Below are 24,712 nucleotides of genomic sequence, written 5' to 3'. Positions count from 1 at the left end.
ACAAGTGTTCCGGTCCCCTTCCATGGCCGTCGATGGTGCGTCAGCGGCTGGCTTAGCGCCGCTTCTTTTTGCTGGCGCGGCGCGGGGCCTCCTGGGCTGCGGCCTTGGCCGGGTTTCCGGAGCGGCCGGAGGCCTTGGCTTCGACTCTGGTCTGGGCCGCGCCGTCCTCCCCGGGAGCGGTGTACTGCAGCTGGGCAGGCTTCTCAGGGGCTTCGAGTCCGGCAGCGTGGATCTGCGGCTCGTGGTGCTCCGTGTGCTGGCCCGCGGCGTCGGCGATCACCACGTCCTCGGCGGGGGTCACCTCGACCTCAAGGTTGAACAGGAAGCCGACGCTTTCCTCCCGGATGGCCTCCATCATGGCCTGGAACATGATGAAGCCCTCGCGCTGGTACTCCACCAGGGGATCGCGCTGGGCCATCGCGCGCAGGCCGATGCCTTCCTTCAGGTAGTCCATCTCATAAAGGTGTTCCTGCCATTTGCGTCCGATCACCGACAGGACCACCCGGCGCTCAAGTTCGCGCATGCTCTCGGAGCCGATCGCCCCTTCGCGTGCCTGGTAGACCAGGCGGGCGTCGGAGAGGATCTCCTCCCTGAGGAAGTCCACCGTGATCCGCGATTTGCCGCCGGCCTCATCGATCAGATCGCGCGGCGTGACGCTCACCGGGTACAGGGTCTTGAGGTTGGACCACAGCAGGTTGAAATCCCAGTCGTCCCCGGTGCCCTCGGCCGTGGCTTCGTCGATGAAGGCGTTGATGGTGTCTTCCAGGAAGTACTGGACCTTCTCATGGAGGTCATCGCCTTCCAGGATGCGCCGGCGGTCGCCGTAGATGGCTTCGCGCTGGCGGTTCAGGACGTCGTCGTACTTCAGGACGTTCTTGCGCTGTTCGGCGTTGCGGCCCTCCACCTGGCCCTGGGCCGAGGCGATGGCGCGGGAGACGAGCTTGGATTCCAGCGCGACGTCGTCCGGCACGGAGCTGTTCATCAGCCGCTCCGCCGCGCCGGAGTTGAACAGGCGCATCAGGTCATCGGTCAGGGAGAGGTAGAACCGGGACTCGCCGGGGTCGCCCTGGCGCCCGGATCGTCCGCGCAGCTGGTTATCGATGCGGCGCGATTCGTGGCGTTCGGTGCCGAGCACGTACAGGCCGCCGAAGTCGAGGACTTCTTCATGCTCTTCCTTGACGGACTGCTTGGCGGCTTCAAAGGCGGCCGGCCAGGCGGCCTCGTATTCTTCTGAGTTCTCCTCCGGGTCCAGCCCGCGCTTGGCGAGTTCGGAAACGGCGGTGAACTCGGCATTGCCGCCGAGCATGATGTCGGTACCGCGGCCGGCCATGTTCGTGGCCACGGTCACGGCGCCCTTGCGGCCCGCCTGCGCCACGATCGCGGCTTCCCGCGCGTGGTTCTTGGCATTCAGCACCTCGTGCCGGACACCTTCCTTGGCCAGCAGCCGGGACAGGTATTCGCTCTTCTCGACGCTGGTGGTGCCGACCAGGATCGGCTGTCCCTTTTCATGCCGTTCGGCGATGTCCTGGACCACGGCGTCGAACTTGACTGCCTCGTTCTTGTAGACCAGGTCCGCCTGATCGATCCGCGTCATGTCGCGGTTGGTGGGGATGGCGACGACGCCGAGCTTGTACGTGCTCATGAACTCGGCGGCCTCGGTCTCGGCCGTGCCCGTCATGCCGGCGAGCTTGTCATACATGCGGAAGTAGTTCTGCAGCGTCACTGTGGCGAGGGTCTGGTTCTCCGCCTTGATCTCGACGCCTTCTTTGGCTTCGATGGCCTGGTGCATTCCCTCGTTGTACCGCCGGCCGGCAAGGATGCGTCCGGTGTGCTCGTCCACGATCAGCACTTCGCCGTCGAGGATGACGTAGTCCTTGTCCCGCTTGAACAGTTCCTTGGCCTTGATGGCGTTGTTCAGGAAGCCGATGAGCGGGGTGTTCGCGGATTCATAGAGGTTGTGGATGCCGAGGTAGTCCTCCACCTTTTCGATTCCGGCCTCGAGGACGCCGACGGTGCGCTTCTTCTCGTCGACCTCGTAGTCGGTCTCGGGCTTCAGCCGCGTGACAACCTTGGCGAATTCGCTGTACCAGCGGTTGGTGTCGCCCTGCGCGGGTCCGGAGATGATGAGCGGAGTGCGGGCCTCGTCGATGAGGATGGAGTCCACTTCATCGACGATGGCGAAGTGGTGGCCTCGCTGGACCAGCTCGGACTTGTCCCACGCCATGTTGTCGCGCAGGTAGTCGAAGCCGAATTCGTTGTTGGTGCCGTAGGTGATGTCCGCGGCGTACTGCTCACGGCGCACGGCGGGATCCTGGTTGGACAGGATGCAGCCGCTGCTCAGGCCCAGGAAGCGGTAGACGCGGCCCATGAGGTCGGACTGGTATTCGGCGAGGTAGTCGTTCACGGTGATGACGTGCACGCCGTTGCCGGCAAGGGCGTTCAGGTAGGCCGGAGCGGTGGCCACCAGGGTCTTGCCTTCACCGGTCTTCATCTCGGCGATGTTGCCCAGGTGCAGGGCGGCGCCGCCCATCAGCTGGACATCGAAGTGGCGCATGCCGAGGGTGCGGGAGGAGGCCTCGCGGACGGCGGCGAACGCCTCGGGCAGCAGCTCGTCCAGCTTTTCGCCGTCGACGTGCCGGGCACGGAGCCGGTCGGTCTCTTCACGCAATTCGGCGTCGGTGAAGGTCTTGAAGGAGCTTTCCAGGGCATTGATGGAATCGGCATAGTTCCGCAGTTGACGCAGGGTTTTTTTGTCACCCGTGCGGAGAAGTTTTTCGATAAGTGATGCCACGTGAAGTTGCTCCCAGTCTCAAGCCGCCGAATTCTGGCGTGTTTAGTCTACGGGAGAGACGCGCAGCCGGTTACGCCTGTTCCCTCAGAGCGGATACAGCTTTTTCCGTCCCGGTGATTCTGTCCCCGCGACGGCGTCCGCGAGCGCCGGCGCCAGGTCCCCCGTGGGGGAAACGACCACCCGGTCCAGTTCCAGCCACTCTGCCATGAGCTGGAGCTCCGCGGCGAGTTCGACGGCGGTATCGGCCGGCGCGGCCGGCTCCGCGTGCGCGGCCCTTGCCAGGAGGAGCCCGTTGGCACGGTCGGCCTTGAGGTCCACCCGGGCCACAATCCCGTCGCGCAGCAGGAACGGCAGCACGTAGTACCCGAAGCGCCGCTTCGCCTCCGGGGTGTAGATCTCGATTCGGTAGTGGAACCCGAAGAGTGCCTCGAGCCGGCGGCGCTCAAAGACAAGGGAGTCGAAGGGGCTCAGCAGCGCCCGGCCGGTGGCGGCACGCGGCAGCTTCGCCTGCACGTGCCGGTAGAGCGGCTTGTCCCAGCCGGCGACGGTGACCGGCTGCAGCCGCCCGGCCCCGACGAGGTGCTCCACGGACACGGCTGCCGCCGGCAGCGGGGTCCGGAAGTAGTCCGCGAAGCAGCGGACCGTACCGATCCCGTGCGCCTGGGCGGCGGCTTCGATCAGCCGGTCCATCGAGGCTGCCCGGTCCGGCTCGGACACGCCAGGACCAACGGGGCCCGCAGGCAGGATTTTGGCGGTCAGGGTGTAGCGGCGTTCGAAGGATTCGGTGCGGGAAGCGGCGGAGACCAGGCCTTCCTCGAAGAGGTGTTCCAGGACCCTCTTGACGGCGTTCCAGTTCCAGCCCCAGTTTTCCTGTTGCTTGTCCTCGACGTGTCCAAGGCGGGCCGTGAGTTCCGCAGCGGTCATGGGCTTCCCGGTGGCGAGCGCCTCCAGCACCCGGGACGCGACGCCGTTCCGCAGTTCCGGGTCCATGGCGTGTGCTCCCACCCATTTCCGGCTCTGCCACTGGACGAGGTCCCGGAAATGGTCGGGGCGGATGAAGCTGGCCTCGTGGGCCCAATACTCCATCATGCGCCGCGGGTGGCTGCCGGCCATCCGGTTCAGGATCCCGCGGTCGTAGTTGCCCAGCCTGGAGAAGAACGGCAGGTAGTGGCTCCGGGCCAGCACGTTCACGGAGTCGATCTGGACCAGGTGCAGGCGGGCAAAGGTGCGGCCCACCGCCCGTGCAGTCACGGGTCCGGCGGGCCGCATCTTGTCCAACCCCTGGGCTGCCAATGCGATCCGCCGGGCCTGCTTAAGGCTCAGCGATTCGCGCATGCCAGTCCCTTCGTCGAAAAAGTCAGCATCGGCCTATGTGCTGGCCGGCTCCTCCTCGGAACGGTAGGCAAGGATCTTCTCTTCCGGCGGTGTCTCGCCCGGTTCGCAGGTCTGGTCGAGGGAGATCACACCGTAGGTCCACCCGTCGCGGCGGTACACGACGGATGGCGCCTTGGTTTCCTTGTCCACGAACAGGTAGAAGGCGTGCCCGACGAGTTCCATATTGTCCACCGCATCGTCAAGTGTCAGGGAGGACGCCGGGAAGACCTTGCGGCGGATCAGCACGGGCGAGTCGCCGGCGGGGATGTCGTTCTCGACCTCATAGGGAGACTTCTCCGCGGGAGCCTGCTTCGGTTCGTCCCAGCGGCTCGCTTCCTCGTAGAGGGGTTCAGTGGTGCTGGCCGGCTCCAGCGAGGCCGTCGCCTCGCGGACGGCCACGGGGGTGTGCCTGCCGTGATGGACCTTCTTGCGGTCCTTGGCCCTGCGCAGGCGTTCAAGAAGTTTGTTGTAGGCGAGATCGAACGCGGCGAACTTGTCTGCGGCGCTGGCTTCGGCCCGGATGACGGGGCCCCGGCCCAGGACTGTCAGCTCAACGGTGAGCATTTCATCGGCCTGACGGGCCTTAGTCTCTTTGGAGACCTTCGCGTCCACCCTCTGGACCCTGTCGCCAAGCGAGGTGATCTTCGAGATCTTCTCGTCGGCGTACTCGCGGAACCGGTCTGAGACCGTTAGATTTCGTCCGCTGATCATGAACTCCATGGTGCCCTCCAAATAACTTCGGTGACACGACGGCGGCACTTCCCGGGGCCGATCTGACTGACAGTCGAGCCCCTTTCCGAGCCGCTATCGACAGGTACATCTGTTCTTGGTACCCATCTTCGACGTTAGTTCATAGCCACCTCTTATTCATCCTTTTGTGGTTTATTTTTTTCCATGGCGGCCGCCTGGCCTGCCACCATGCCGTCAGCGGCTCCGAAGTCGGACGCGACGGGCGGCCGTGTCGCAGCGAGCACGACAGCACCCCGGACAACGGCTCCTGCCAGCTGCAAGGCACGGGCAGCCTCTGCAAGGGTGGCGCCCGTAGTCAGCACGTCATCAACGATGATGCAGGGCCGTCCGCGCAGCTCCGGATGCCACCGGCCGCCCTTGGCGCGCATGGATCCCCGCACCCGCTGCGCCCGGGCACCACGCCCCAGCCCTTTCTGGCCGCCGGCCAGTCCCCGCAGAGCGTCACGGCCTTTTCCAGTCCCGAACGTCGGCGCGGCCCCCGCCCCCGGCAGACCCGGCCCCGGCAGACCCGGCCCCAGCAGACCCGGCCCCGGCAGACCGGACGCCGCTGTAGGCGACTTCCGAGCGCCCGCCAGGGGTCCGGCCTTCCGCAGGGCATCCACGACCATGGGACCGGCCCCCGCCGCGGCCCCCGAAAGCCCGCATCGGCTGAACCTCCTGAGCAGCAGATGGACCGGGCTGAAGCCCCGCTTCCGGTAGGCGCTGTTGCTCGTGGGCACCGGCACCAGCCACAGCCCCGCAGAATCCCCCACTGCGGAGCTCACCGCCCCGGCGAGGGCCTTGGCCAGCACGTCACCGAGCTGCGCCTGGCCGTACCGCTTGAAAGACAGCACAGCCTGCGCCAGCTCACCGCGGTAGGCGCCGGCCGCCACCACCGGAAGCAGCACGGAGCCGTCCATGTCCATCAGCGCCGGCGCCTGCGCCTCCGCCCGGAACGGGTTCCGGGTCAGCTGCCGGACCTGCCGCGCGCAATCGCCGCAGAGAACCAGGTCCTCCGCCCCGCAGCAGACGCAGCCCACCGGGGCGGCGAGTGCCAGCAGTTCAGCCGCTGCGGCCTGTGTCCGGTCCGCCAGCCGCACCAGTCCGCGCCGGTAGTCGCCGCGATGCCGTGCCGGCTGGACTTCCGGCGGGGCCAGGTCCGGGTCCGCCGGCCGCCTGCCGAGCCACATGTACCTCGTCATCTTCCAAGGCTCGCGCGGCCCCGCGGGCGGCGACAGTTGCCGGCACCGCTATGTGGACAGCCTGCGGAGACCGCAGTTCAGCCGGGGAAGGACGGATCGATCAATCCCTTGAGCTGGGGCGACCAGCCGTTGCCCAGCCGTTGGAAGATGCCTTCGGCCGACTGGGCGAAGATTTCCTCCGTGCCGTTGCCGGCGCTGAGAGCCGTGAGTCCCGGCCATGGCGCGAGCTGCTCGGGCACGGCGGACGTCAGGGACAGCAGTTCAGGAGTCACGGATCCGCTCGCGGAACCCTTCATGACGGCCACCATGGTGTCGTCCACCCAGACCCCCTGGTCCGGGTCAGTGGCGGTCAGGAGGGTCATCGGTGCGGTGAGGTCCCGCGGAGTGCCGTCGGCCGCCCTGATGATGCCCGTCACCTGGACCTTGGTCTTGCCGTTCTGCTCCGAGACAACGAGCGCCCGCGCGCCTTCACGGGACACCCTGAACTCCTTGACGGTCCGCCCGGCAAGCCAGCCCGGCGCCAGTGACACCGTGGGCACGGCCGCACCTTCGGCCACGCCGACGGGCCGGTAGGCAACGACTTCGCTGGCGCCGCCGGCTCCCGGACCGGCCGTCCACACCCAGTCAAAGCGTCCGAAGGATGGCCTCGACAGGCTGGCGCGCGTGGTCAGTGCCCTGGCTGGCTGGCCCGGCAGGATGGAGTACAGGGTGGTGCGGCCGGCGTTGAGGAATGCCGCCGATTGCGAGACCGGAGACTCCGCCGGGGCCCGGGGCACCAGCGCGGCGACGGACTGGATGTCCGGAAGCGGCGAGATCCGGTTGTTCTCGTACCGGACCAGATCGTTGTTGCTGACGGCGATCTGGCGGGCGGGGACGTTCTTGTCGCGTATCGGCGGAAGCACCGATCCGTTGTCTTCGACACGCACCAGGTCCTGATTGGCCCGGAGTTCCACATTGATGACGTCCGGCTGGCTGCGGAACGTCAACGCGAGCTGCGTCTGCATCCGCAGCCTGTCCTCGTTGGAGGCCTCCACGAGGTCCTTCGCCGTGAGATCCACCTGGGCTGCCCCGGAGACAACCGGTACAGATTCCCGGGCCAGCCTGATGCCCGAGGGAAAGGCGCTGACGACGGCGCCCTGGAGATAGGGGGCGGGTCCGCCGAGGAGCGCGCTGGTCATGGCCTTGACGGTCTTCTTCTTGATGAACCAGCGGACATCGGGGACTGCGTAGGTGAAGGTGGGGTCGTAGAAGTAGATCGGGTAGGCGCCGTAGATCACCTTGAAGGTCTCTTCCGGGATGGCCGTCCCGTCCGGAAGCTCCGCTATCCTCCATTCGCCGTCCACCTGGGTCAGCGTGGCAGGAATGTTCTCCCTGGTGCCTGCGGGAAGCTGGGTGGCAACGCCGTCGGCGTCGACCGAGTAGGCCACGTCCAGTTCGTAGTTGAACACGTTTTCGACGTCCGTGCGCACCACCCGGGCGGACCGGAAGACGAGTACCTGCTGGTCCGGTTTCCACGAAACTGAGGAGGCCTGCGTGAGGTACTGGCGGGCGACGGCGTAGTCGTCCTCGTAGCCGCTGCCGGCGAGGTAGAAATCCTCGATCACCGCCTCGGGTCCTGCGCCCGGGCGGGGCGCGGACGGGAAGAAGACGGGGGCATTCTTGGGGTTTCCGGCGCTTTCGTCCGTGCTCTTGCCGACCGGCCCCGAGCGCGGGATCTGGGCGCAGGACGTCAGCAGGAGCAGGACTGCTGCCAGCAGCGCGGCGCAGAAAACCGTGAGCTTCCTCGGGGAGCCCCTCATGACTCCTCCTTCATTCCCGCGGCGGTGCCCGCGGTCCCGGTGCCGGTTCCGGCATCCCCGGTGCCGCCGGCCTGGCCGTCCTGGACCGGCGCCGGGTCGAGGAGCAGCATGGTCCGACGAGGCCCGGAACCAGGGAGTCCGACGTCGGCCGGTTCCAGCTGGAGCGGCGACCTCGTGATGGTCGCGCCCTGGCGCAGCGGAAGGGTCAGGCGGAAATTGGCCCCGTTGCCCTTCTTTCCCCAGGCCTGGAGCCAGCCGTTGTGGAGCTTGGTGTCCTCTGCGGCAATGGAGAGCCCCAGGCCGCTGCCTCCCGTGGTCCGGGCCCGGGCCGGATCGGCGCGCCAGAACCGGTCGAAGACGCGGGCCGCTTCCGCCGCACTCATGCCTATGCCGTGGTCGCGGACCGCCACGGCCACGGCGGTGCCGTTGGCCGCCACGGAGACGTTCACCGGCCGGCCCTCGCCGTGCTCCAGGGCGTTAAGGATGAGGTTGCGCAGGATCCTGTCGATCCTGCGGTCGTCCGTCTCGACGATGACGCTGCCCGCGGGGGCGTTGAGGGTGACCTCGGAGCCGTACTCGGCCGCGACGGGGGCCACTCCCTCGATCACGTGGGTGATGAGCTGGACTATGTCGGTGGGCTCGGCGTCGAGCGTGGCCACACCGGCGTCGAAGCGGGAGATTTCCAGCAGGTCCGCCAGCAGGGACTGGAACCGCTCCACCTGGTGGTACAGCAGTTCGGCCGAGCGCTTGTTGATGGGGTCGAAATCGTCGCGTGCATCGTAGAGCACCTCCGCGGCCATGCGCACGGTGGTGAGCGGGGTGCGCAGCTCATGGGAGACGTCGGAGACGAAGCGCTGCTGCATCTGGGACAGGGTGGCGAGCTGGGTGATCTGTTCCTGCAGGCTCGCGGCCATGTGGTTGAACGAGGCGCCCAGCCGGGCCACCTCGTCCTCGCCCTTGACCACCATGCGCTCCTGCAACTGCCCTGCGGCCAGCTTTTCCGACACGACGGCGGCATGGCTCACCGGGCTCACGACGTTGCGGGTCACGTACCAGGCGACGGCACCGATCATGAGCACAAGCACCGCAGCGCCGGCAAGCAGCACGTTCTGGATCTCATTGAGGGTCTTCTGCGCCGTGTTGAGGTCATAGATGAGGTAGAGCTCGTAGACGGTGCCGTTGAAGGTGACCTTGTTGCCGACGGCGATGCCGGGGCGGTCCTCGGTCCCCACCGGGAATTCCGTGGAGGCCCAGAACTGGTCCTTGCCGGAGTCCTGGACGGCCTTGCGCAGCTCGGGCGGGATGACGCTGATGGTCAGCTGGTCCGAGGCACGCGATTCCACCCAGCGGTTGCGGGGCTTGGTCTGTTCCGGCATCGCTTCAAAGACGTAGCGGCGCTGGATCACCGAGCCGCGGCCCTCGACGGCGTTCAGGGTGTCGTAGACGAGCGTGATGACGCTGGACTGGTCGGTGACCTGGGCGCCGTCGAACGTGTCCTGGACTTGCTTGACGTTGTACCGCGTCTCGGACTCCGCCTGGGCAAGGCGTTCCTGAAAAAGGTTGTTGGCGATCTGGTTGGAGAGGTAGGCGCCCACTACGGCAAAGGAACTGACAGCGAGCATCAGCGTCGTCAGCACCGTGCGGAACTGCAGCGAGCGGCGCCATTTCCGGTGGACGGAGCGCAGCAGAAAGCGGGTGCCGGGCAGTAGTCCGGAAACTCCGATCCGGACCAGTCGGGCCACCCGCACACCCATGATCAGTGCGCGCCGGAGCCAGATTCTGGTGCGGAAGCGTACGAGAGGCCAGCCGCCGGCCGGACCGTGTTGCTGCCCCTCCGGGACGGGTGCCTGTTCAGGCGCGGACGCGGGTGCCGGCTCCGGGACGGGTGCCTGTTCAGGCGCGGACGCGGGTGCCGGCTCCGGGACGGGGGCGTGGGCGGGTGCCGGCGCGCTGACCGGCCGGCCGTCCGAGGGCTCAGGAACCTGCTTTGTAGCCGACACCACGGACCGTCAATACAACTTCGGGGGCTTCCGGGTCACGTTCGATCTTTGACCTCAGCCGCTGGACGTGGACGTTGACCAGCCGCGTGTCCGCGGCGTGGCGGTAGCCCCAGACCTGCTCCAGCAGGAGCTCCCGGGTGAAGACCTGCCACGGCTTGCGGGCCAGGGCAACCAGCAGGTCGAATTCAAGCGGCGTGAGCGAGATCCGCTCGGTGCCGCGGCTGACGAGGTGGCCGGCCACGTCGATGGTGACGTCCGCGATGCGCAGGGTTTCCGGCGCCTTCTGGTCGCCGGGCCGGAGCCGGGCCCGGACGCGGGCCACGAGCTCGGCAGGCTTGAACGGCTTCGGCACATAGTCATCGGCGCCGGACTCCAGCCCCCGGACCACGTCCGAGGTGTCTGATTTAGCCGTCAGCATGACAATGGGGACATCCGACTCGGCACGGACCTGGCGGCAGACTTCGATGCCGTCCATGCCCGGAAGCATCAGGTCGAGCAGCACGAGATCGGGCTTCGACGAACGGAAGACTTCGAGCGCCTGCCCGCCGTCGGCGCAGAAGACGGGTTCAAAGCCGTCATTGCGCAACACAATGCCGATCATCTCGGCGAGCGCCTCGTCATCGTCCACTACCAGAATGCGTGCCTTCATAGTTATATATTCCCTCATTGAAATGGCTTTGTCGTATTCAGCGATTTCCCGGCATGGCGCGGGCACGCCCCGGGCGGCCGAAACTTCCGCCCACGGACAATGCGGTGGTGACAAGAGACTGCTCGTCCTGCATGCTGTGGACAGGCACCCCTCCGGCCAGGACAGCCGGAATGACCAGGAGGCTCCCGTGTACACCCCGATCTACCAGCTCGCCCTCGGCCGCGACTTTGGCCGGCTGCAGCCGGAACTGCAGGACTACTTCTCGCTTGTCCCCGGCTCGGGCCACTACGGCGTGGGCGAGGGTGTGTTTGAGGCGGTGGGCTGCCGGCAGCCCTGGCTGCGTCCGCTGCTGCGCCTGACCAGCGGCGAGCAAGCCTTCTTCCCCGAGTACGGCGGGGGCATCCCGTTCCGGATCGAGAACCATGCCCATCTGGACCCGTTCGGACGCTCCAGCCTGACGGCCAGGCGTCAGATCTTCTTCCCCGGCACCACCCGGCTCTTCCACGACACCACGAGCTTCGAGGACTCCGGCAGCAGGCAGGGGCTCGTCGATTACGTCGGCCGGTACCGGCGGCTCGTCACCGACCTCCAGCTCAGCGTCACCGCCGGCGGGCGGCTGCGCGGCGTCTCGGAAGCGTCGCGGATGTTCCTGGGGCCGCTGCGGATTCCGTTGCCCCGCGCCTTCGACGCCACAGCCTACGCCGAGCAGTGGTGGGAGCCGCAGGAAGGCAGCCAGGGCAAACACCGGATCCAGGTCAAGGTGATCCAGCCGCAGATGGGCCTGGTGCTGGTCTACGCCGGGCACTTCGACTACCGGCTGGAACCCTACGCCGGGGGCATCACCGCCCCCGGCTACCTGCCCGACGGCGACAGGCCGGACCGCTGGGAGAGCCGGGTCTGAGCACTTCGGCCTGGCTGCAGTCTGTGCCGGTTGGCGGTTCAGCCGAGGGCCAGCTGGTTGAGTCCGTCCGCCACCTGGGTCAGCCGGGTCAACACGGCAGTCGCGGACGACGGCGAGTGCCCCGCCAGCCCTTCCGAGGGAGTGACCCGCAGCGCGCTCAGCGAGGACGCCGGCAGCCCGAGTTGGCGCCACGGGCGCCAGAGGGTTTCGACGACGTCGGCGACGCGCGGCAGCACCGCGGACGGCGCGGCCACGTCCAGCGCGCCGGCCCAGAGCCGCTTGCCGGCCTCCACGGCGCCGGCCAGCTGCTCCCACTGGCGGGAGGTGAGGGCCCGCAGCGGGACGGCGATCCCGTCCGCCCCGGCGGAAAGGATCCGGTCAAAGGGTGCCTCGACCTCCGGGACCGCGACGACGATTTCAACAGCGCCCGCTGCCCGCAGCGCGTCAATGACCAACCGCCAGGAGTCGGCAGCCTCCTCGCCGGGGACGGAGCGCAGGGTCCGGTAGCCGCTGGACGTCGGAATGGTGCCGGCCAGCACGGAGGCAATCTCCGGCTCGTCGATCTGGACCACGATCCGGGCGCCGGGGGCAGCCTCTGCCACCCGCTTGAGGTAACCGCCGACTCCCGCCGCCAGCGAGGAGGCGATGTCGCGCCTGGCGCCGTAATCGATGAGCGCCCGCTCACCGTTGTGAAGATGCAGGCCGGCGGCGAGGCTGAGCGGGCCGCGCAGCTGGACCTTAAGGTCCGTGGCGGGCGTGTCCTCGGCGCCGATCACGTCGGCCAGGATGTTGATGTCGGTGGACAGGCCGGAGCGTGCCCGCTTCAGGTCCTTGCCGGGACGGTCCACGATCCGCCAGCCATAGGGCTGCACATCCACGGACAGCTCCACCAGCAGCGATGCGGTCCGGCCGAGGGCGTCGGAGCCTACGCCGCGGTCCGGGAGCTCGGCGAGGAAGGGCAGGTGCGGGCTGCCGAGTTCGCCCCGGATGATCCGTGCGGCCTCGACCGGGTCTTCGCCGGGCCACGGGCCGAGCGCTGTGGCCGTGACCTGGACCGGATCCGGAGTGGGAGCCGGAATCGGCGTCTGATTCTGAGTCTGAGTCGGAGTTTGAGTCATATTCTTAGGCTGAGGGGCGGCCATCTCAGGCGCCTGCGGAGACGGCAGGGCCCGCGGGACCGGGACGGCCGGAGCCGTTTGCCTGCGCGGCGGCCTCATGGTCTTCGGCGATCGCTTCGTGGTGGCGGATGACCTCGCCGATGATGAAGTTCAGGAATTTTTCGGCGAATCCGGGGTCCAAATGCGCCTCGGCGGCGAGCCGGCGCAGGCGCGCGATCTGGGCCGTCTCCCGGCCGGGGTCCCCGGCGGGAAGCCTATGGGCGGCCTTGAGGAAGCCGACCTTCTGCGTCGCCTTGAAGCGTTCGGCCAGAAGGAACACGAGGGTCGCGTCGATGTTGTCGATGCTGGAGCGGATCGACAACAGTTCAGCCATCACCGCGGGATCCACCTGGCCGGCCAGTGAACTGGCCCCAGGATCATAGGAATCGGCATCGGGATGAGTGTGGCTCTGCTCGGTCATTGACCCAGTCTAGGGGCACTGCTGCCAATCGTTCCTGCCGTTAAGCGGCGCCCTGCCGGACCTCGCGCTGGCCGCGCCCGGTCCCGGCAAAGGACGTGCCCACCGTTCAATCTGAACGGTGGGCATGTCCTTCCGGCTCACGCCGAAGCTGAGGCCGAAGGCTCTCAGCCGTGCAGGACGGCGCGAAATTCCTCCCGGCGCCGGGCCTGCTCATCCGGGTCCGGAACGGGCAGGGACGCGATGAGCTTCCGCGTGTAGTCGTGCTGCGGATTGCCCATCACCTGGTTGCCGAGCCCCTGCTCCACCATCTTGCCCTTGTAGAGCACCCCGACCCAGTGGGACAGGATGTCCACCACGGCGAGGTCGTGGCTGATGAACAGGGCGGCGAAGCCGAATTCGGCCTGGATCTCCTTGAACAGTTCCAGCACCTTCGCCTGGACCGAAACGTCGAGCGCCGACGTCGGCTCGTCGGCGATCAGCAGCTTCGGGTTCAGGATCAGCGCGCGCGCCAATGAGGCGCGCTGCCGCTGCCCGCCGGAGAGCTCGTGCGGGAACCGTTCCGCGTACGACGCCGGCAGCTGCACCGACTCAAGCAGCTCACGCGTCCGCTGGCGTGCCTGCGCCGGCGTCGGGTTGCTGTGGATGATGAGCGGTTCGGCGACGCAGTCGCCGATGGTCAGCTGCGGGTTGAAAGATGCGGCCGGATCCTGGAACACGAATCCGATGTCTTTGCGCAGTGGCTTGAAGGTGCGCTCCTTGAGATTGAGCATCTCGTAGTCGAGCACTTTCAGGCTGCCGCCCGTGGTCCGGTTCAACCCGGCGATGGCCCGGCCGATGGTGGTCTTACCGGAACCCGACTCGCCGACGAGCCCGAAGACCTCGCCCTCGGACAAGGTGAAGCTGACACCGTCCACCGCCTTGAACGCGGGGCTACCCAGCCGGCCGGGGTACTCGATGGTCAGGTCCCTGGCCTCGACCAGCACCTTGCCGCCCTGGTGGGCGCGCTCGGTCAGGCCTTTCGAGGCCGAATTCCTGCCAAGGTGCGGGACGGCGGCCAGGAGCTTCTTGGTGTAGTCCTGCTTCGGCTCCGCAAAGAGGACCCGGGAGCTCGCCTCTTCGACGACGTCGCCCTCGTACATCACGACGACGCGGTCGGCGAGGTCCGCCACCACGCCCATGTTGTGGGTGATGAGCACGATCGAGGTGCCGTACTGGTCCCGGAGATCCCGCAGCAGTTCCAGGATCTCCGCCTGCACGGTGACGTCGAGGGCGGTGGTGGGCTCGTCGGCCACAATCAGTCCCGGGTTCAGCGCCAGCGCCGCGGCGATGACCACGCGCTGTTTCTGGCCGCCGGAGAACTGGTGCGGATAGTGGTTGACCCGGGTTTCCGGGTCCGGGATGCCCACCTTGCGGAGTGCCTCGATGGCACGCGACTTGGCTTCCTTGGCACTGATGCGTCCGGTTCCGCTGTGGCCGGCGTGGGCCCGGATGCCTTCGGCGATCTGCCAGCCCACGGTGAAGACAGGATTGAGCGCAGTGGACGGCTCCTGGAACACCATGGCCACGTCGCGGCCGCGGATCTGCCGGAGCGTGGCCGGGCTGACGCTGATCACGTTGTTGCCGTTGATCAGTACAGCCCCGGAGCTGATGGCGGTTTCCGGCAGCAGTCCGAGGATGGTCTTCGCGGTGACGGTCTTGCCCGAGCCGGATTCGCCGACGATTGCCACGACCTCGCCGGGGTTGACCTCGAGGCTGACGTCCTTGACGGCGTACACGTCCCCGGCGTCGGTCGCGAAGGTGACCTTGAGGTGGTCGATGTCGAGGACAGGCCCGGCGCCGCGGCCGTGCGGATCGATGTTGGTGGTCATGGAAGTCTCGCTTCTAGTTCGGGTGCAGCCTGCGCGCCGGAAGCGGAATCGGGTCCGCCCTTGCCGGAGGCTGCCTTCTTGCGCCCGCGCAACCGGGGATCATTGAGGTCGTTGATGCTTTCGCCGACCAGCGTCAGTCCCAGGACGGTGAGTACGATCGCCAGGCCTGGGAACACACCCGTCCACCAGATGCCGGAGGTGGTGTCCGCGAGAGCCTTGTTGAGGTCGAAGCCCCATTCTGCGGCAGATGTCGGTTCAATGCCGAAGCCGAGGAAGCCCAGGCCGGCAAGGGTCAGGATGGCCTCGGAGGCATTGAGCGTGAAGATCAGCGGCAGGGTCCGGGTGGCGTTCTTGAAGATGTGGCGGCTCATGATACGGATGCTTGAGGCGCCCACCACCTTCGCCGATTCAACGAACGGTTCTGCCTTGAGCCGGATGGTCTCAGACCGGATGACGCGGAAGTACTGCGGGATGAAGACGACGGTGATGGAGATTGCCGCCGCCAAGATGCCGCCCCAGAGGTTGGATCTTCCGCCGCTGATGACGATCGCCATGACGATGGCGACGAGCAGGGACGGGAAGGCGTAGATGGCGTCGGCGATCACGACGAGGATGCGGTCCAGCCAACCGCCGAGGTAGCCGCTGACCAGGCCCAGGATCACACCGACGAAGATCGACATGACCACCGCCACAACGATCACCATGACGGCGGTCTGAGCCCCCCAGACGACCCGGGAGAAGACATCATAGCCGCCCACCGTGGTGCCCATGAGGTGCTTGCCCCCGGGCGCCTGCTGCGCCGGGAAGCCGCCGCCGGCGTCGGAAATCTGGGAGAAGCCGTAGGGGGCGATCAGGGGCGCGAAGATCGCGGTCAGCAGGAAGATGCTGGTCAGCACGAGCCCGGCGACGAGCATGCCCCGCTGCAGGCCGACGCTCTTGTTGAAGTGTGAAACGACCGGCAGGCGCCGGAACCACGAAGCACGCGGGTCCTTCACAGTGACAGAAATGTCAGGGGTGCTCATATCAGTACCTCACGCGGGGGTCGATCAGCGCGGCGACGATGTCCACGATGAAGTTGGTCACGGCCACGATCACGGCCAGAAGGACCACGATCCCCTGGACGGCCACGAAGTCGCGGGCCGTCAGGTAGGTGGCCAGCTGGAAGCCGAGGCCCTTCCACTCGAAGGTGGTCTCGGTCAGCACTGCGCCGCCGAGCAGGACGGCGATTTGCAGCCCCATCACGGTGATGATCGGGATCAGCGCCGGCTTGTAGGCGTGCTTCGTGACCAGGCGGAATTCGCTCACGCCGCGTGAACGGCCGGCCTCCACATAGTCCTTGCCCAGCGTGCCGATCACGTTGGTCCGCACGAGCCGCAGGAAAACTCCCGCCGTGAGCAGGCCCAGTGCGGTGGCGGGAAGCACGGCGTGCGCCAGCACGTCACCGAGGGCGGCCATGTTGCCGCTGCGGACCGCATCCACCCAGTAGATGCCGGTCGGCGCTTCGAGCGCCGTGAGGGCCAGTTCGCTGGAGGTCTTGGCCCGGCCGGCCACGGGCAGCCAGCCCAGCCAGACGGAAAAAACCAGCTTGTACAGCAACCCCGAGAAGAACACCGGTGTGGCGTAGAAGAGGATGGCGAGGATCCTCAGCACGGCGTCCGGGGCCTTGTCGCGCCGGTGCGCGGCAAGCATGCCCAGCGGGATGCCGACGAGCAACGCCACGAGCACGGCGTTAATGGCGAGTTCGAGGGTGGCCGAGCCGTAGGTCGTCAGCATCTCGGAGACCCTGCGGTTGTCCGAGAGCGTGGTGCCGAAGTTGCCGGTGAGGAGCTGGCCCAGGTACTCGAAGTACTGCACGACGATGGGCCGGTCATAACCGGCGTTATGGATGCGCTCCTGCAGCTGCTCCGGCGGAAGCCGTCCGCCCAGTGCTGCCGTGATGGGATCGCCGGTGATCCGCATCAGGAAGAACACCAGGGTGACCAGAATGAGAATGGTTGGAAAGATCAGCAAGAACCTGATCAGGATGTATTGGCCCAGTCCCCCGCCGGACGACTTGTTCTTTGACGGCAGTAGGCCGTCGGCGTCAGTTGGCGGCGCCTCGATAAGTGTTGTCATTGGTACCTCAGTGTGTGTTTCCGTCTGCCTCGTGAGCTTCGGGAATCTGTGTCCTCTACCGGCAGGAAAGGCGGGACGCCGTGCAGGCGCCCCGCCTCGCTGGCTGGTCAGAACCGGATGGGGATGTGGACCTACTTGGAAATCACACCAAGGCGGGTCTTGAAGGAAGCATCCAGGGTCTTTTCAACGCCCTTGATGTCCTTCCCGGCGACCATGAGCTGGGCGCCCTGCAGCAGGGGCAACGTGGAAAGGTCCGCGGCGACGGCCGTCTGGGCCTCACCCAGGATCTTTTCGCGATCGCCCTTGTCAACGGTGGTCAGCTGCTTGCTGATCAGGTCCGTGACGTCCGGGTTCTCGTAGTGGTTCTTCAGGAAGTTGCCCGGGAGGAAGAACGGTGTGAGGTAGTTGTCCGCGTCCGAGTAATCCGGGAACCAGCCCAGCTGGTACACCGGATACGCATCGGCCGTCCGGTCCTTGGAATAGGTGACCCACTCGGTGGACTGCAGGTCAACCTTGAACAGGCCGGACTTCTCCAGCTGCTCCTTGATCATGGCGTATTCGTCGCCCGAGGACTTGCCGTAGTGGTCGGGGTTGTACTGCAGCTTCAGGGTGACCGGAGCGGTGACACCCGCGTCGCTGAAGGCCTTCGTGGCCTTGTCCAGGCTCGGCTTGCCGCTGCCGTCGCCGTACATGTCCTTGAGCGGCTTGATGGCTCCGACGAAGCCGTCGGGAACAACGGAGTAGGCCGGCAGGTAGGTGCCCTTATAGACCTGGTTGGCGATGGCGTCACGGTCGACGATGTTGGCCATCGCCTGCCGGACGGCGAGTGCCTTCGCGGGATCGGCGTCGGCGGTCTTGGCGCCGAACGGCATGGTGTCGAAGTTGAAGACGATGTAGCGCAGCTCGCCGCCCGGGCCCTTGTAGACCTTGACCTTGGAATCCTTTTCGAGGTCGGCGGCGTCGGTCGCGGTCAGGCTTCGGCCGGCGACGTCGATGTTGCCCTGCTGGACGTCCAGCTTCAGGTTGTTGGAGTCCGCGTAGTACTTGATCGTGGCGGCGTCGTTGGCCGGCTTGCCCAGCAGGCCTTGGTAGTCCGGGTTCGCCTTCAGGCTGACGAGCTCGTTCTTCTTGTAGCTCTCGATCGTGTACGGGCCGGCGAACGGCTTGGCCTTGACGATTTCGTCGTCGCTCATCAGCTTGTCGGCCGGGAAGACCTCCTCGTCGATGATCGGTCCGGAATTGGCGGCGAGCACGCCGGGGAAGACCTGGTCGTTGCCGGCCTTTAGCGTGAAGACCACCGTGGTGTCGTCCTGGGCTGCCACGGAAGCGAGGTTGCCCAACAGCGAGGCCGGGCCGTTGTCGTCGGCGATTTTGACTACGCGGTCGATCGAGTACTTCACGTCGGAGGACGTCAGAGCGTGGCCATTGGCAAACTTCAGCCCGGACTTGAGCTTGACCGTGTACTCGGTCGGCGAAGTGAACGATGCGGATTCGGCAATGTCGGGGACGGCTTCAGCCGTGCCGGGCTTCGAGTTCATGAGGAACGGGTAGATCTGGTTCATCACCATGAAGGAGCCGGCGTCGTAGGAACCGGCCGGGTCGAGGGTGACGACCTTGTCAGTTGTGCCGTACGTAATGGTGCCCCCGCCGGCGGCGCTGCCGGATGCCGTCCCGCCACCGGAAGGGCCGGTGCAGGCGGTCAGTGCGAAGGCGGATACCCCGGCGAGCGCGATGGCGCTCTGCAGGGCCTTTTTGTTCATTGCCATCTGTGAACTTTCTGTTCGATGAGTACTAGTGCACAGCCCGGATGAGACGAATGACTCGGCGGGCGGCACACTCTCCTGATCGCTTGATTCAACCAGAAAACAATACGGTGAATCGTTACATCTTGTGAGATGAGACACAAAATTTACACTAACGGCAGCAAGTCATCACTATCTTCAGGAATCCCCTCGGATTTCCGGCAGGCTGGCGGGCCTGGGGCCGTCTGGAGTGGCGGCGCAGCGCGGAAGGAGCACCGCACATCGAATATGTGCGGTGCTCCTTCGAAACCACCGGAACCCGGTGCGCGGCGGTGTTAGCGGGCGGTGTTAGAGGGCCGTGCGCTGCAGCGAACGCGCGGCGTCGATGGTGGCCTGCCCCAGCACGCGGCTGCCCTGGTACAGGACCACCGTCTGGCCGGGGGCGACGCCGCGCAGCGGCTCGGTCAGGGTGACCACGAGGTTGCCGTGCCCGCCGGTGCCGGCGCCGCCGTCGCCGCTGCCGGCGTCGCTGTCTTCTCCCTCAGCGCCGGTGCGTTCCATGCGGGCCGTGGCGGGCACGGGGTCTCCATGGGCGCGGACCTGGGCGTAGCAGTCGAACTCCGCGCCGGTGCCCACTTCGGCGATCGGCAGCCCGGCCCAGGAGACCTTGATGCCGCGGATTTCGTCGATGGCCAGGAGTGCCTCGGGCCCGACCACCACCTTGTTCTCCTTCGGCCGGATTTCCAGGACAAACCGCGGCTTGCCGTCGGCGGCCGGGGTGCCCAGCTTCAGGCCGCGGCGCTGCCCGACGGTGAACGCGTTGGCACCCGGGTGCTCGCCGACCTTCGCGCCGGATTCGTCGACGATGTCACCCGTGGTCATTTCGATCTTTTCGGCCAGCCACCCGGCGGTGTCACCGTCGGGGATGAAGCAGATGTCATGGCTGTCCGGCTTGTTCGCCACGGAGAGCCCGCGGCGTTCAGCCTCGGCACGGACCTCCGCCTTGGACGGCGTCTCCGCCAGCGGGAACATGGAGTGCTTGAGCTGCTCGTGGGTCAGCACGCCCAGCACGTAGCTCTGGTCCTTGGCCCAGTCGGCGGCGCGGTGCAGCTCGGGGTTGCCCTCGGCGTCAGTGATCACCTTGGCGTAGTGCCCGGTGCAGACGGCGTCAAAGCCCAGCGCGATCGCCTTCTCCAGCAGCGCGGCGAACTTGATCCGTTCGTTGCAGCGCATGCAGGGGTTGGGCGTGCGCCCGGCGGCATATTCGTCGATGAAGTCCTGGACCACGTCCTCCTTGAACCGCTCGGAGAAGTCCCAGACGTAGTAGGGGATGCCGAGCACGTCGCAGGCGCGCCAGGCGTCGCGGGAGTCCTCGATGGTGCAGCAGCCGCGGCTGCCGGTGCGCAAGGTTCCCGGCATCCGGGACAGCGCCAGGTGGACACCGACGACGTCGTGTCCCGCCTCGACGGCGCGGGCTGCGGCAACGGCGGAATCAACGCCGCCGCTCATGGCTGCAAGAACTCGCATACTGGCTTTCTTTAGGGTTCGGGTGCAGCAGGCACCCGCGGCCCGCGGTCCATGCCGGCGGCCGCAGGAATAACACAACGCCTGCCGCCCTATTCTATCGCCACGCCGAATCCCCACCCAAAAGCCTTGACTGAACCACCCCGCGCTTCTAACGTCAGCATAGACGGTTTTAGAAACTGAGGACGCACCAGCGGGAATCGAGCGGACATGGCTGTTGAGAACATCGTCATCGTGGGCGGCGGGCTGGCCGGCGGCACCGCAGCCAAGACATTGCGGGCGGAGGGCTTCAGCGGCCCGGTGGTGCTGGTGGCCGAAGAGGCCCACCACCCGTACCTGCGTCCACCGCTGTCCAAGGAGTACCTGCTGGGCAAGGCAAACGACGACGCGCTTCCCGTGGTGCCGGAGGGCTGGTACGCGGAGAACGGCGTCGAGCTGCGGCTGGGTGAACAGGTCACGCGTCTTGACCCCGGCGCCCGCACCCTGGGCCTCGGTGACGGTAGCAGACTGGAGTACGCCTCGCTGCTGCTCGCCACCGGGGCACGTCCCCGGAGCATTCCCCTGCCGGGCAGCGGGCTGGACGGGGTCAGCACCTTCCGGACGGTGGAGGACAGCCTACGTCTGCGCGCCGGCCTCGTCGACGGGGGCCGGAATGTTGTGATGATCGGCTCCGGCTGGATCGGGATGGAACTGGCCGCCGCCGCCAGCACCTATGGCAACACCGTCACGCTGCTGGGACTGGCGAAGGTTCCGCTGGGCGCGGCGATCGGCTCCGAGCTGGGCGGCTTCTTCCGCTCGCTGCATGAGGCCAACGGCGTGCGGTTCAGGCTTCCCGCCTCGGCGGCCGAGATCACCGGCCAGTCCGGACGCGTGACAGGGGTGGTGACCGACGCTGGCGACGTCCTGCCCGCCGACCTGGTGATCATTGCGGTCGGCGTGGTACCGGAAACGTCCCTTGCCGAAGCCGCCGGCATCGGACTGCGGAACGGCATCCTCACCGATGCCTCGCTGCGGACCGGAACCCCCGGGATCTACGCGGCCGGCGACGTCGCCAACGCCCTGCACCCCTTCACCGGGGAGCACCACCGCAGCGAACACTGGTCCAATGCGCTCAACGGCGGCAAGGTGGCCGCCAAGTCCATGCTCGGCCAGGACGCCGTGCTGGACACGATCCCGTATTTCTATACCGACCAGTTCGACGTCAGCATGGAGTATTCCGGCTTCCCGACGCTCATCTCCGGGCCTCCGACGATCCGTGGCTCGCTGGAAGGGAAGGAATTCCTCGCCTTCTGGCAGCGCGACGGCCAGGTGGTCGCGGGAATGAACGTGAACTGGCCGCGGTCCGACAAGCCCCAAAAGACCATCAAGGCCCTCATCACGGCGAAGGCCGCGCTGGCACCCGGGGTCCTGGCGGACCCCGGCGTCCCGCTGGATCAGCTCCTGGATCAGCTCCTTCCAGGGGCTTGACCGGCGGACTGACGGGCAGCGTGTCGGGTGGCCTGACGGGCGACTGTTCCAGCGGTCTGGATGCTGGACTCGTGGCCGGCCATGCCCGCCTGCCGGGCACGGGTGACGGCGCCCGGCAGCGCGGCCAGCAGCGCGTCGACGTCGGCCTCGGTGGAGGAATGCCCCAGGCTGAAACGCTGGGCGCCCCTGGCCGTGTCCTCATCCAGGCCCATCGCCAGCAGCACATGGGAGGGCCGCGGCACTCCCGCCGTGCAGGCCGAACCGGTGGAGGATTCCACGCCGGCCAGGTCCAGCAGGAACAACAGGGAGTCCCCCTCGCAGCCGGCGAAGGTGAAGTGTGCGTTTCCCGGCAGCCGCCCGGCCGCGGGAGCCCCGCGCAGCACCGCCTCAGGCACCGCCGCAAGGACTCCGCCGATCAACCGGTCCCGAAGCCCCGCGATCCGCGCGGCCTCCTCCGGGAGCTTGGCGTTGGCGGCCGCGGCGGCGGCGGCGAAAGCGGCGATCGACGCAGTGTCCAGGGTCCCGGAGCGGACGTCGCGTTCCTGTCCCCCGCCGTGCTGGACCGGGGTCAGCTTCACCGCGCGGCCAAGAATGAGCGCCCCGACACCCACCGGACCGCCGATCTTGTGACCCGAGATGGACATGGCGTCCAGGCCGGTGCCGCGGAAGTCCACCGGCAGGGAGCCGAAGGCCTGGACGGCGTCGGAGTGCACCGGAACGCCGGCGGCGTGCGCCAGCTCGACAATCCTGGCGACGGGCTGGATGGTGCCGACTTCGTTGTTGGCCCACATGACCGTGACGAGGGCGATCGAGGCCGGATCGCGGGACAGTTCGGCCGCCAGCACGCCGAGGTCCACCGCGCCCTCGGCGTCAACCGGCAGCCAGCACACTTCGGCGCCCTCGTGCCGTTCGAGCCACTCCACCGTGTCCAGCACCGCGTGGTGTTCGACGGCGGAGCACAGGATGCGCGTGCGTGCCGGGTCCTCGGCGCCACGGGCCCAATACAGGCCCTTGACGGCGAGGTTGTCAGCCTCGGTGCCGCCGGAGGTAAAGATGACTTCCGAGGGATGGGCCCCGGCGGCGGCGGCCAGCACTTCCCTCGCATCCTCGACGGAGCGCCGGGCGCGGCGGCCGGACCCATGCAGTGAGGAAGGGTTGCCGGTCCGGGCCAGTTCGCGGGTCAGCGCGGCCAGCGCCTCCGGGGCGAGGGTGGTGGTGGCGGCATGATCGAGGTAAACAGGCACAGGGCAATTCTACCCGCGGCGGCGCAGGGGGAAGCCGGCGGCGGCGCAGGGAAGCCCTCCGGCGGCGCAGGGAGGGGTCTCCGGTCCGGACCCGGCGCGGTGTACATTCAAGCCGTGAAAGCGTCCCTGTACCTTGTCCTGGCAACCCTGTTCTGGTCGGGAAACTTCGTCGTCGGCCAGGCCGCCGTCGCCTCGATGACCCCGCTGGACCTGACGTTCTGGCGCTGGAGCCTTGCCGCCGTGCCGCTGTTGCTCCTGGCCCGGTTCATAGAGAAGCCGGACTGGCGCGCGGTGCTGCGGCGCTGGCCGGTCCTCCTGCTCCTGAGTCTGCTGGGCATGAGCGGCTACACACTGCTGCTGTACGGCGCGCTCGGCTACACCTCCGCCATGAACGCCTCCCTCATCACGGCGGCGAACCCGGCGCTGATCGTGGTGATGGCGATCGTCCTGCTCGGGGAGAAGACCACGCGTCTGGGCTGGCTCGGCATCTGCATCGGCCTGCTGGGCGTGCTGCTCGTACTGACCCGCGGTGAGCTTCAGCGCGTCTTCAGCCTCGCCATCAACACCGGTGAGCTCCTGATGATCGGAGCGGTGGCGGTCTGGGGCTGCTACACGATCATCGCCCGCCGGCTGGACGTTCCGGTCATCGCGGCCACGGCCGTGCAGGTGGTGATTGCGACTGTGACCCTGGCGCCCTTCGCCCTCGCCCTGAACGTGCAGTTTCCGGACACGCCCGCCGAGGGCTGGTCGCTGGCGTACATTGCCGTGTTCCCTTCCCTTGCCGCCTACCTCTTCTGGAACCTGGCGCTGAGGACCACCCCGCCGGGCACCGCCGGGAATTACCTCAACCTGATGGTGGTGTTCACGGCCGTCATCACCGTGGCACTGGGGACGCCGCTCACCCTGATGCAGATTGTCGGCGGCCTGATGGTGATTGCCGGCGTCCTGCTGACCGGGGTCAAGGGGCAGGCCACGCTCAAAGTGGCCTGAGCCGCGTGGAATTGCCGCCTCAGACGGGCCTGATGCGGGCGCAGCATTGAGCCGGCTGGGCGGCGCCCTGCGCCCTGAGGTCGGTGATGTCGAGTGCCTCCACGCGGTCCGGGTCGAGGCCGCAGCCTGCGGCGGCCCCGCCCAGGAAAGCCCCGTTCATGGCGCAGACCACGTCCGTATGGCCTTCGGCGATCCGGTGGAAGGGGCAGTTCAGCAGCACATAGCCGCCCGTGCCGTCAGCCTCCGGCCGATAACCTTCCGCCGCAAGCAGCTCCGCAAAGTCGGCTCCCTTGTCGCCGCTCGCCTGGGCCGTAGCCTGCCCCCGGGCGTAGGCAGCCCGGACCAGCGCCTCCCGGGCGGTGACGCCCGCCGCCGTCGACTCCTCGATCGCGGAGACCAGCAGCTCGGCGGCCAGATCGTAGTTACGGTCCGGCACCGAGGCGGCCACCTCCTGAACGGCAGCCTTGTACAACTTGGCGGGACGGCCTGACCCGGGACCTTCCCGCCCCCCGAGTTTCCGGAATTCCGCGCCGAGGAGCCCGTCATGCACGAGCCGGTCCAGATGGAACGACGCTGTGCTCCGGGAAAGGCCGAGAGCTCCGGCGGCGTCGTCGCGGCTCACAGCGGCCTCCGCCGACGCGACAAAATCAAACAGCTTCCTGCGGTTCGCATCCCCAAGGGAGGCTACGGCCGCAATCCTGCGCTGCCACGGGAGTCTGCTCATGACGACATTCTATCT

General features: G+C 67.3%; 19 protein-coding genes. 3 read left to right on the top strand and 16 right to left on the bottom strand.

The features are described 5' to 3' along the window. Positions 1 to 52 precede the first annotated feature (52 nt). From secA to mtrA, 7 genes are all read right to left on the bottom strand, one after another. Positions 53 to 2,791, bottom strand: a complete 2,739-nt coding sequence (gene secA, locus ABIB26_RS02910; RefSeq protein ID WP_354239423.1) for a preprotein translocase subunit SecA — start codon at positions 2,789 to 2,791, stop codon at positions 53 to 55. 84 nt (positions 2,792 to 2,875) lie between these two features. Continuing rightward, on the bottom strand, positions 2,876 to 4,126 hold the full coding sequence (locus ABIB26_RS02905; RefSeq protein ID WP_354239421.1) for a winged helix-turn-helix domain-containing protein: 1,251 nt from the start codon (positions 4,124 to 4,126) through the stop codon (positions 2,876 to 2,878). A gap of 33 nt (positions 4,127 to 4,159) precedes the next feature. Further along, a complete protein-coding gene (gene hpf / locus ABIB26_RS02900) occupies positions 4,160 to 4,885 on the bottom strand; it encodes a ribosome hibernation-promoting factor, HPF/YfiA family (RefSeq protein ID WP_354239419.1) in 726 nt (241 codons plus the stop codon). Positions 4,886 to 5,028: 143 nt separating this feature from the next. Continuing rightward, complete coding sequence (locus ABIB26_RS02895; protein WP_354239417.1) at positions 5,029 to 6,096, bottom strand: ComF family protein; 1,068 nt, start codon at positions 6,094 to 6,096, stop codon at positions 5,029 to 5,031. 77 nt (positions 6,097 to 6,173) lie between these two features. Next, positions 6,174 to 7,895: an LpqB family beta-propeller domain-containing protein gene (locus ABIB26_RS02890; RefSeq protein WP_354239415.1), complete on the bottom strand. Its 1,722-nt coding sequence runs from the start codon at positions 7,893 to 7,895 to the stop codon at positions 6,174 to 6,176. Next, positions 7,892 to 9,673 carry an MtrAB system histidine kinase MtrB gene (mtrB, locus tag ABIB26_RS02885; RefSeq protein WP_354239834.1) on the bottom strand — a complete coding sequence of 594 codons (1,782 nt, stop codon included), beginning with the start codon at positions 9,671 to 9,673 and terminating at the stop codon, positions 7,892 to 7,894. The genes ABIB26_RS02890 and mtrB overlap by 4 nt, the downstream gene beginning before the upstream one ends. Before the next feature lie 196 nt (positions 9,674 to 9,869). Beyond that, positions 9,870 to 10,544 (bottom strand): MtrAB system response regulator MtrA, encoded by a 675-nt coding sequence (mtrA, locus tag ABIB26_RS02880; protein ID WP_354239413.1) that lies wholly within the window; start codon positions 10,542 to 10,544, stop codon positions 9,870 to 9,872. A 187-nt stretch (positions 10,545 to 10,731) separates the two neighbouring features. Here mtrA and ABIB26_RS02875 point away from each other — a divergent pair, with 187 nt between their 5' ends. Continuing rightward, complete coding sequence (locus tag ABIB26_RS02875; protein WP_354239411.1) at positions 10,732 to 11,445, top strand: DUF4166 domain-containing protein; 714 nt, start codon at positions 10,732 to 10,734, stop codon at positions 11,443 to 11,445. 38 nt (positions 11,446 to 11,483) lie between these two features. On the opposite strand, the gene ABIB26_RS02870 is transcribed toward ABIB26_RS02875, so the two are convergent. The 7 genes from ABIB26_RS02870 to mnmA all read right to left on the bottom strand — a co-directional run bounded on the left by ABIB26_RS02870 (position 11,484) and on the right by mnmA (position 20,275). Then, a complete protein-coding gene (locus ABIB26_RS02870) occupies positions 11,484 to 12,563 on the bottom strand; it encodes a uroporphyrinogen decarboxylase/cobalamine-independent methonine synthase family protein (RefSeq protein ID WP_354239409.1) in 1,080 nt (359 codons plus the stop codon). A 25-nt stretch (positions 12,564 to 12,588) separates the two neighbouring features. After that, entirely contained in the window at positions 12,589 to 13,023 is a 435-nt protein-coding gene (locus ABIB26_RS02865; protein WP_354239407.1) for a chorismate mutase, read from the bottom strand. A gap of 164 nt (positions 13,024 to 13,187) precedes the next feature. Then, positions 13,188 to 14,891, bottom strand: a complete 1,704-nt coding sequence (locus ABIB26_RS02860; RefSeq protein WP_354239405.1) for an ABC transporter ATP-binding protein — start codon at positions 14,889 to 14,891, stop codon at positions 13,188 to 13,190. Beyond that, a complete protein-coding gene (locus ABIB26_RS02855; protein WP_354239403.1) occupies positions 14,888 to 15,913 on the bottom strand; it encodes an ABC transporter permease in 1,026 nt (341 codons plus the stop codon). Before ABIB26_RS02855 ends, ABIB26_RS02860 begins: the two co-directional genes overlap by 4 nt. Position 15,914: 1 nt before the next feature. After that, positions 15,915 to 17,006 carry an ABC transporter permease gene (locus ABIB26_RS02850; RefSeq protein WP_354239402.1) on the bottom strand — a complete coding sequence of 364 codons (1,092 nt, stop codon included), beginning with the start codon at positions 17,004 to 17,006 and terminating at the stop codon, positions 15,915 to 15,917. 131 nt (positions 17,007 to 17,137) lie between these two features. Continuing rightward, positions 17,138 to 18,772, bottom strand: a complete 1,635-nt coding sequence (locus ABIB26_RS02845; RefSeq protein WP_354239400.1) for an ABC transporter substrate-binding protein — start codon at positions 18,770 to 18,772, stop codon at positions 17,138 to 17,140. A gap of 324 nt (positions 18,773 to 19,096) precedes the next feature. Beyond that, a complete protein-coding gene (gene mnmA / locus ABIB26_RS02840; protein ID WP_354239398.1) occupies positions 19,097 to 20,275 on the bottom strand; it encodes a tRNA 2-thiouridine(34) synthase MnmA in 1,179 nt (392 codons plus the stop codon). 207 nt (positions 20,276 to 20,482) lie between these two features. Between mnmA and ABIB26_RS02835 the strand changes: the two genes are divergently transcribed. Then, positions 20,483 to 21,739, top strand: coding sequence for an NAD(P)/FAD-dependent oxidoreductase (locus tag ABIB26_RS02835; protein ID WP_354239396.1), 1,257 nt, complete (start codon positions 20,483 to 20,485; stop codon positions 21,737 to 21,739). Here ABIB26_RS02835 and ABIB26_RS02830 read toward each other — a convergent pair. Then, positions 21,718 to 22,983, bottom strand: a complete 1,266-nt coding sequence (locus ABIB26_RS02830) for a cysteine desulfurase family protein (RefSeq protein WP_354239394.1) — start codon at positions 22,981 to 22,983, stop codon at positions 21,718 to 21,720. The two genes, ABIB26_RS02835 and ABIB26_RS02830, sit on opposite strands and share 22 nt — an antisense overlap. Positions 22,984 to 23,097: 114 nt before the next feature. On the opposite strand from ABIB26_RS02830, the gene ABIB26_RS02825 reads away from it, so the two are divergent. After that, entirely contained in the window at positions 23,098 to 23,973 is an 876-nt protein-coding gene (locus ABIB26_RS02825) for a DMT family transporter (protein ID WP_354239392.1), read from the top strand. Between the two features lie 19 nt (positions 23,974 to 23,992). Here the strand turns inward: ABIB26_RS02825 and ABIB26_RS02820 are convergent, their stop codons facing one another. Then, complete coding sequence (locus ABIB26_RS02820) at positions 23,993 to 24,697, bottom strand: helix-turn-helix transcriptional regulator (protein WP_354239390.1); 705 nt, start codon at positions 24,695 to 24,697, stop codon at positions 23,993 to 23,995. Positions 24,698 to 24,712: the final 15 nt, after the last annotated feature.

Source organism: Arthrobacter sp. UYEF20, from assembly GCF_040546335.1.
Classification (GTDB): Bacteria; Actinomycetota; Actinomycetes; order Actinomycetales; family Micrococcaceae; genus Arthrobacter.
The sequence above is the reverse complement of the archived record's forward strand: the minus strand, read 5'-3'. Positions and strand labels throughout refer to the sequence as shown.

Bases quoted from the DNA above. Each gene is read 5' to 3' on its own strand.
- ABIB26_RS02905 (WP_354239421.1), bottom strand. From the start codon at position 4,126: ATGCGCGAATCGCTGAGCCTTAAGCAGGCCCGGCGGATCGCATTGGCA.
- hpf (WP_354239419.1), bottom strand. From the start codon at position 4,885: ATGGAGTTCATGATCAGCGGACGAAATCTAACGGTCTCAGACCGGTTC.
- ABIB26_RS02895 (WP_354239417.1), bottom strand. From the start codon at position 6,096: ATGACGAGGTACATGTGGCTCGGCAGGCGGCCGGCGGACCCGGACCTG.
- ABIB26_RS02890 (WP_354239415.1), bottom strand. From the start codon at position 7,895: ATGAGGGGCTCCCCGAGGAAGCTCACGGTTTTCTGCGCCGCGCTGCTG.
- mtrA (WP_354239413.1), bottom strand. From the start codon at position 10,544: ATGAAGGCACGCATTCTGGTAGTGGACGATGACGAGGCGCTCGCCGAG.
- ABIB26_RS02870 (WP_354239409.1), bottom strand. From the start codon at position 12,563: ATGACTCAAACTCCGACTCAGACTCAGAATCAGACGCCGATTCCGGCT.
- ABIB26_RS02865 (WP_354239407.1), bottom strand. From the start codon at position 13,023: ATGACCGAGCAGAGCCACACTCATCCCGATGCCGATTCCTATGATCCT.
- ABIB26_RS02860 (WP_354239405.1), bottom strand. From the start codon at position 14,891: ATGACCACCAACATCGATCCGCACGGCCGCGGCGCCGGGCCTGTCCTC.
- ABIB26_RS02855 (WP_354239403.1), bottom strand. From the start codon at position 15,913: ATGAGCACCCCTGACATTTCTGTCACTGTGAAGGACCCGCGTGCTTCG.
- ABIB26_RS02850 (WP_354239402.1), bottom strand. From the start codon at position 17,006: ATGACAACACTTATCGAGGCGCCGCCAACTGACGCCGACGGCCTACTG.
- ABIB26_RS02845 (WP_354239400.1), bottom strand. From the start codon at position 18,772: ATGGCAATGAACAAAAAGGCCCTGCAGAGCGCCATCGCGCTCGCCGGG.
- mnmA (WP_354239398.1), bottom strand. From the start codon at position 20,275: ATGCGAGTTCTTGCAGCCATGAGCGGCGGCGTTGATTCCGCCGTTGCC.
- ABIB26_RS02835 (WP_354239396.1), top strand. From the start codon at position 20,483: ATGGCTGTTGAGAACATCGTCATCGTGGGCGGCGGGCTGGCCGGCGGC.
- ABIB26_RS02820 (WP_354239390.1), bottom strand. From the start codon at position 24,697: ATGAGCAGACTCCCGTGGCAGCGCAGGATTGCGGCCGTAGCCTCCCTT.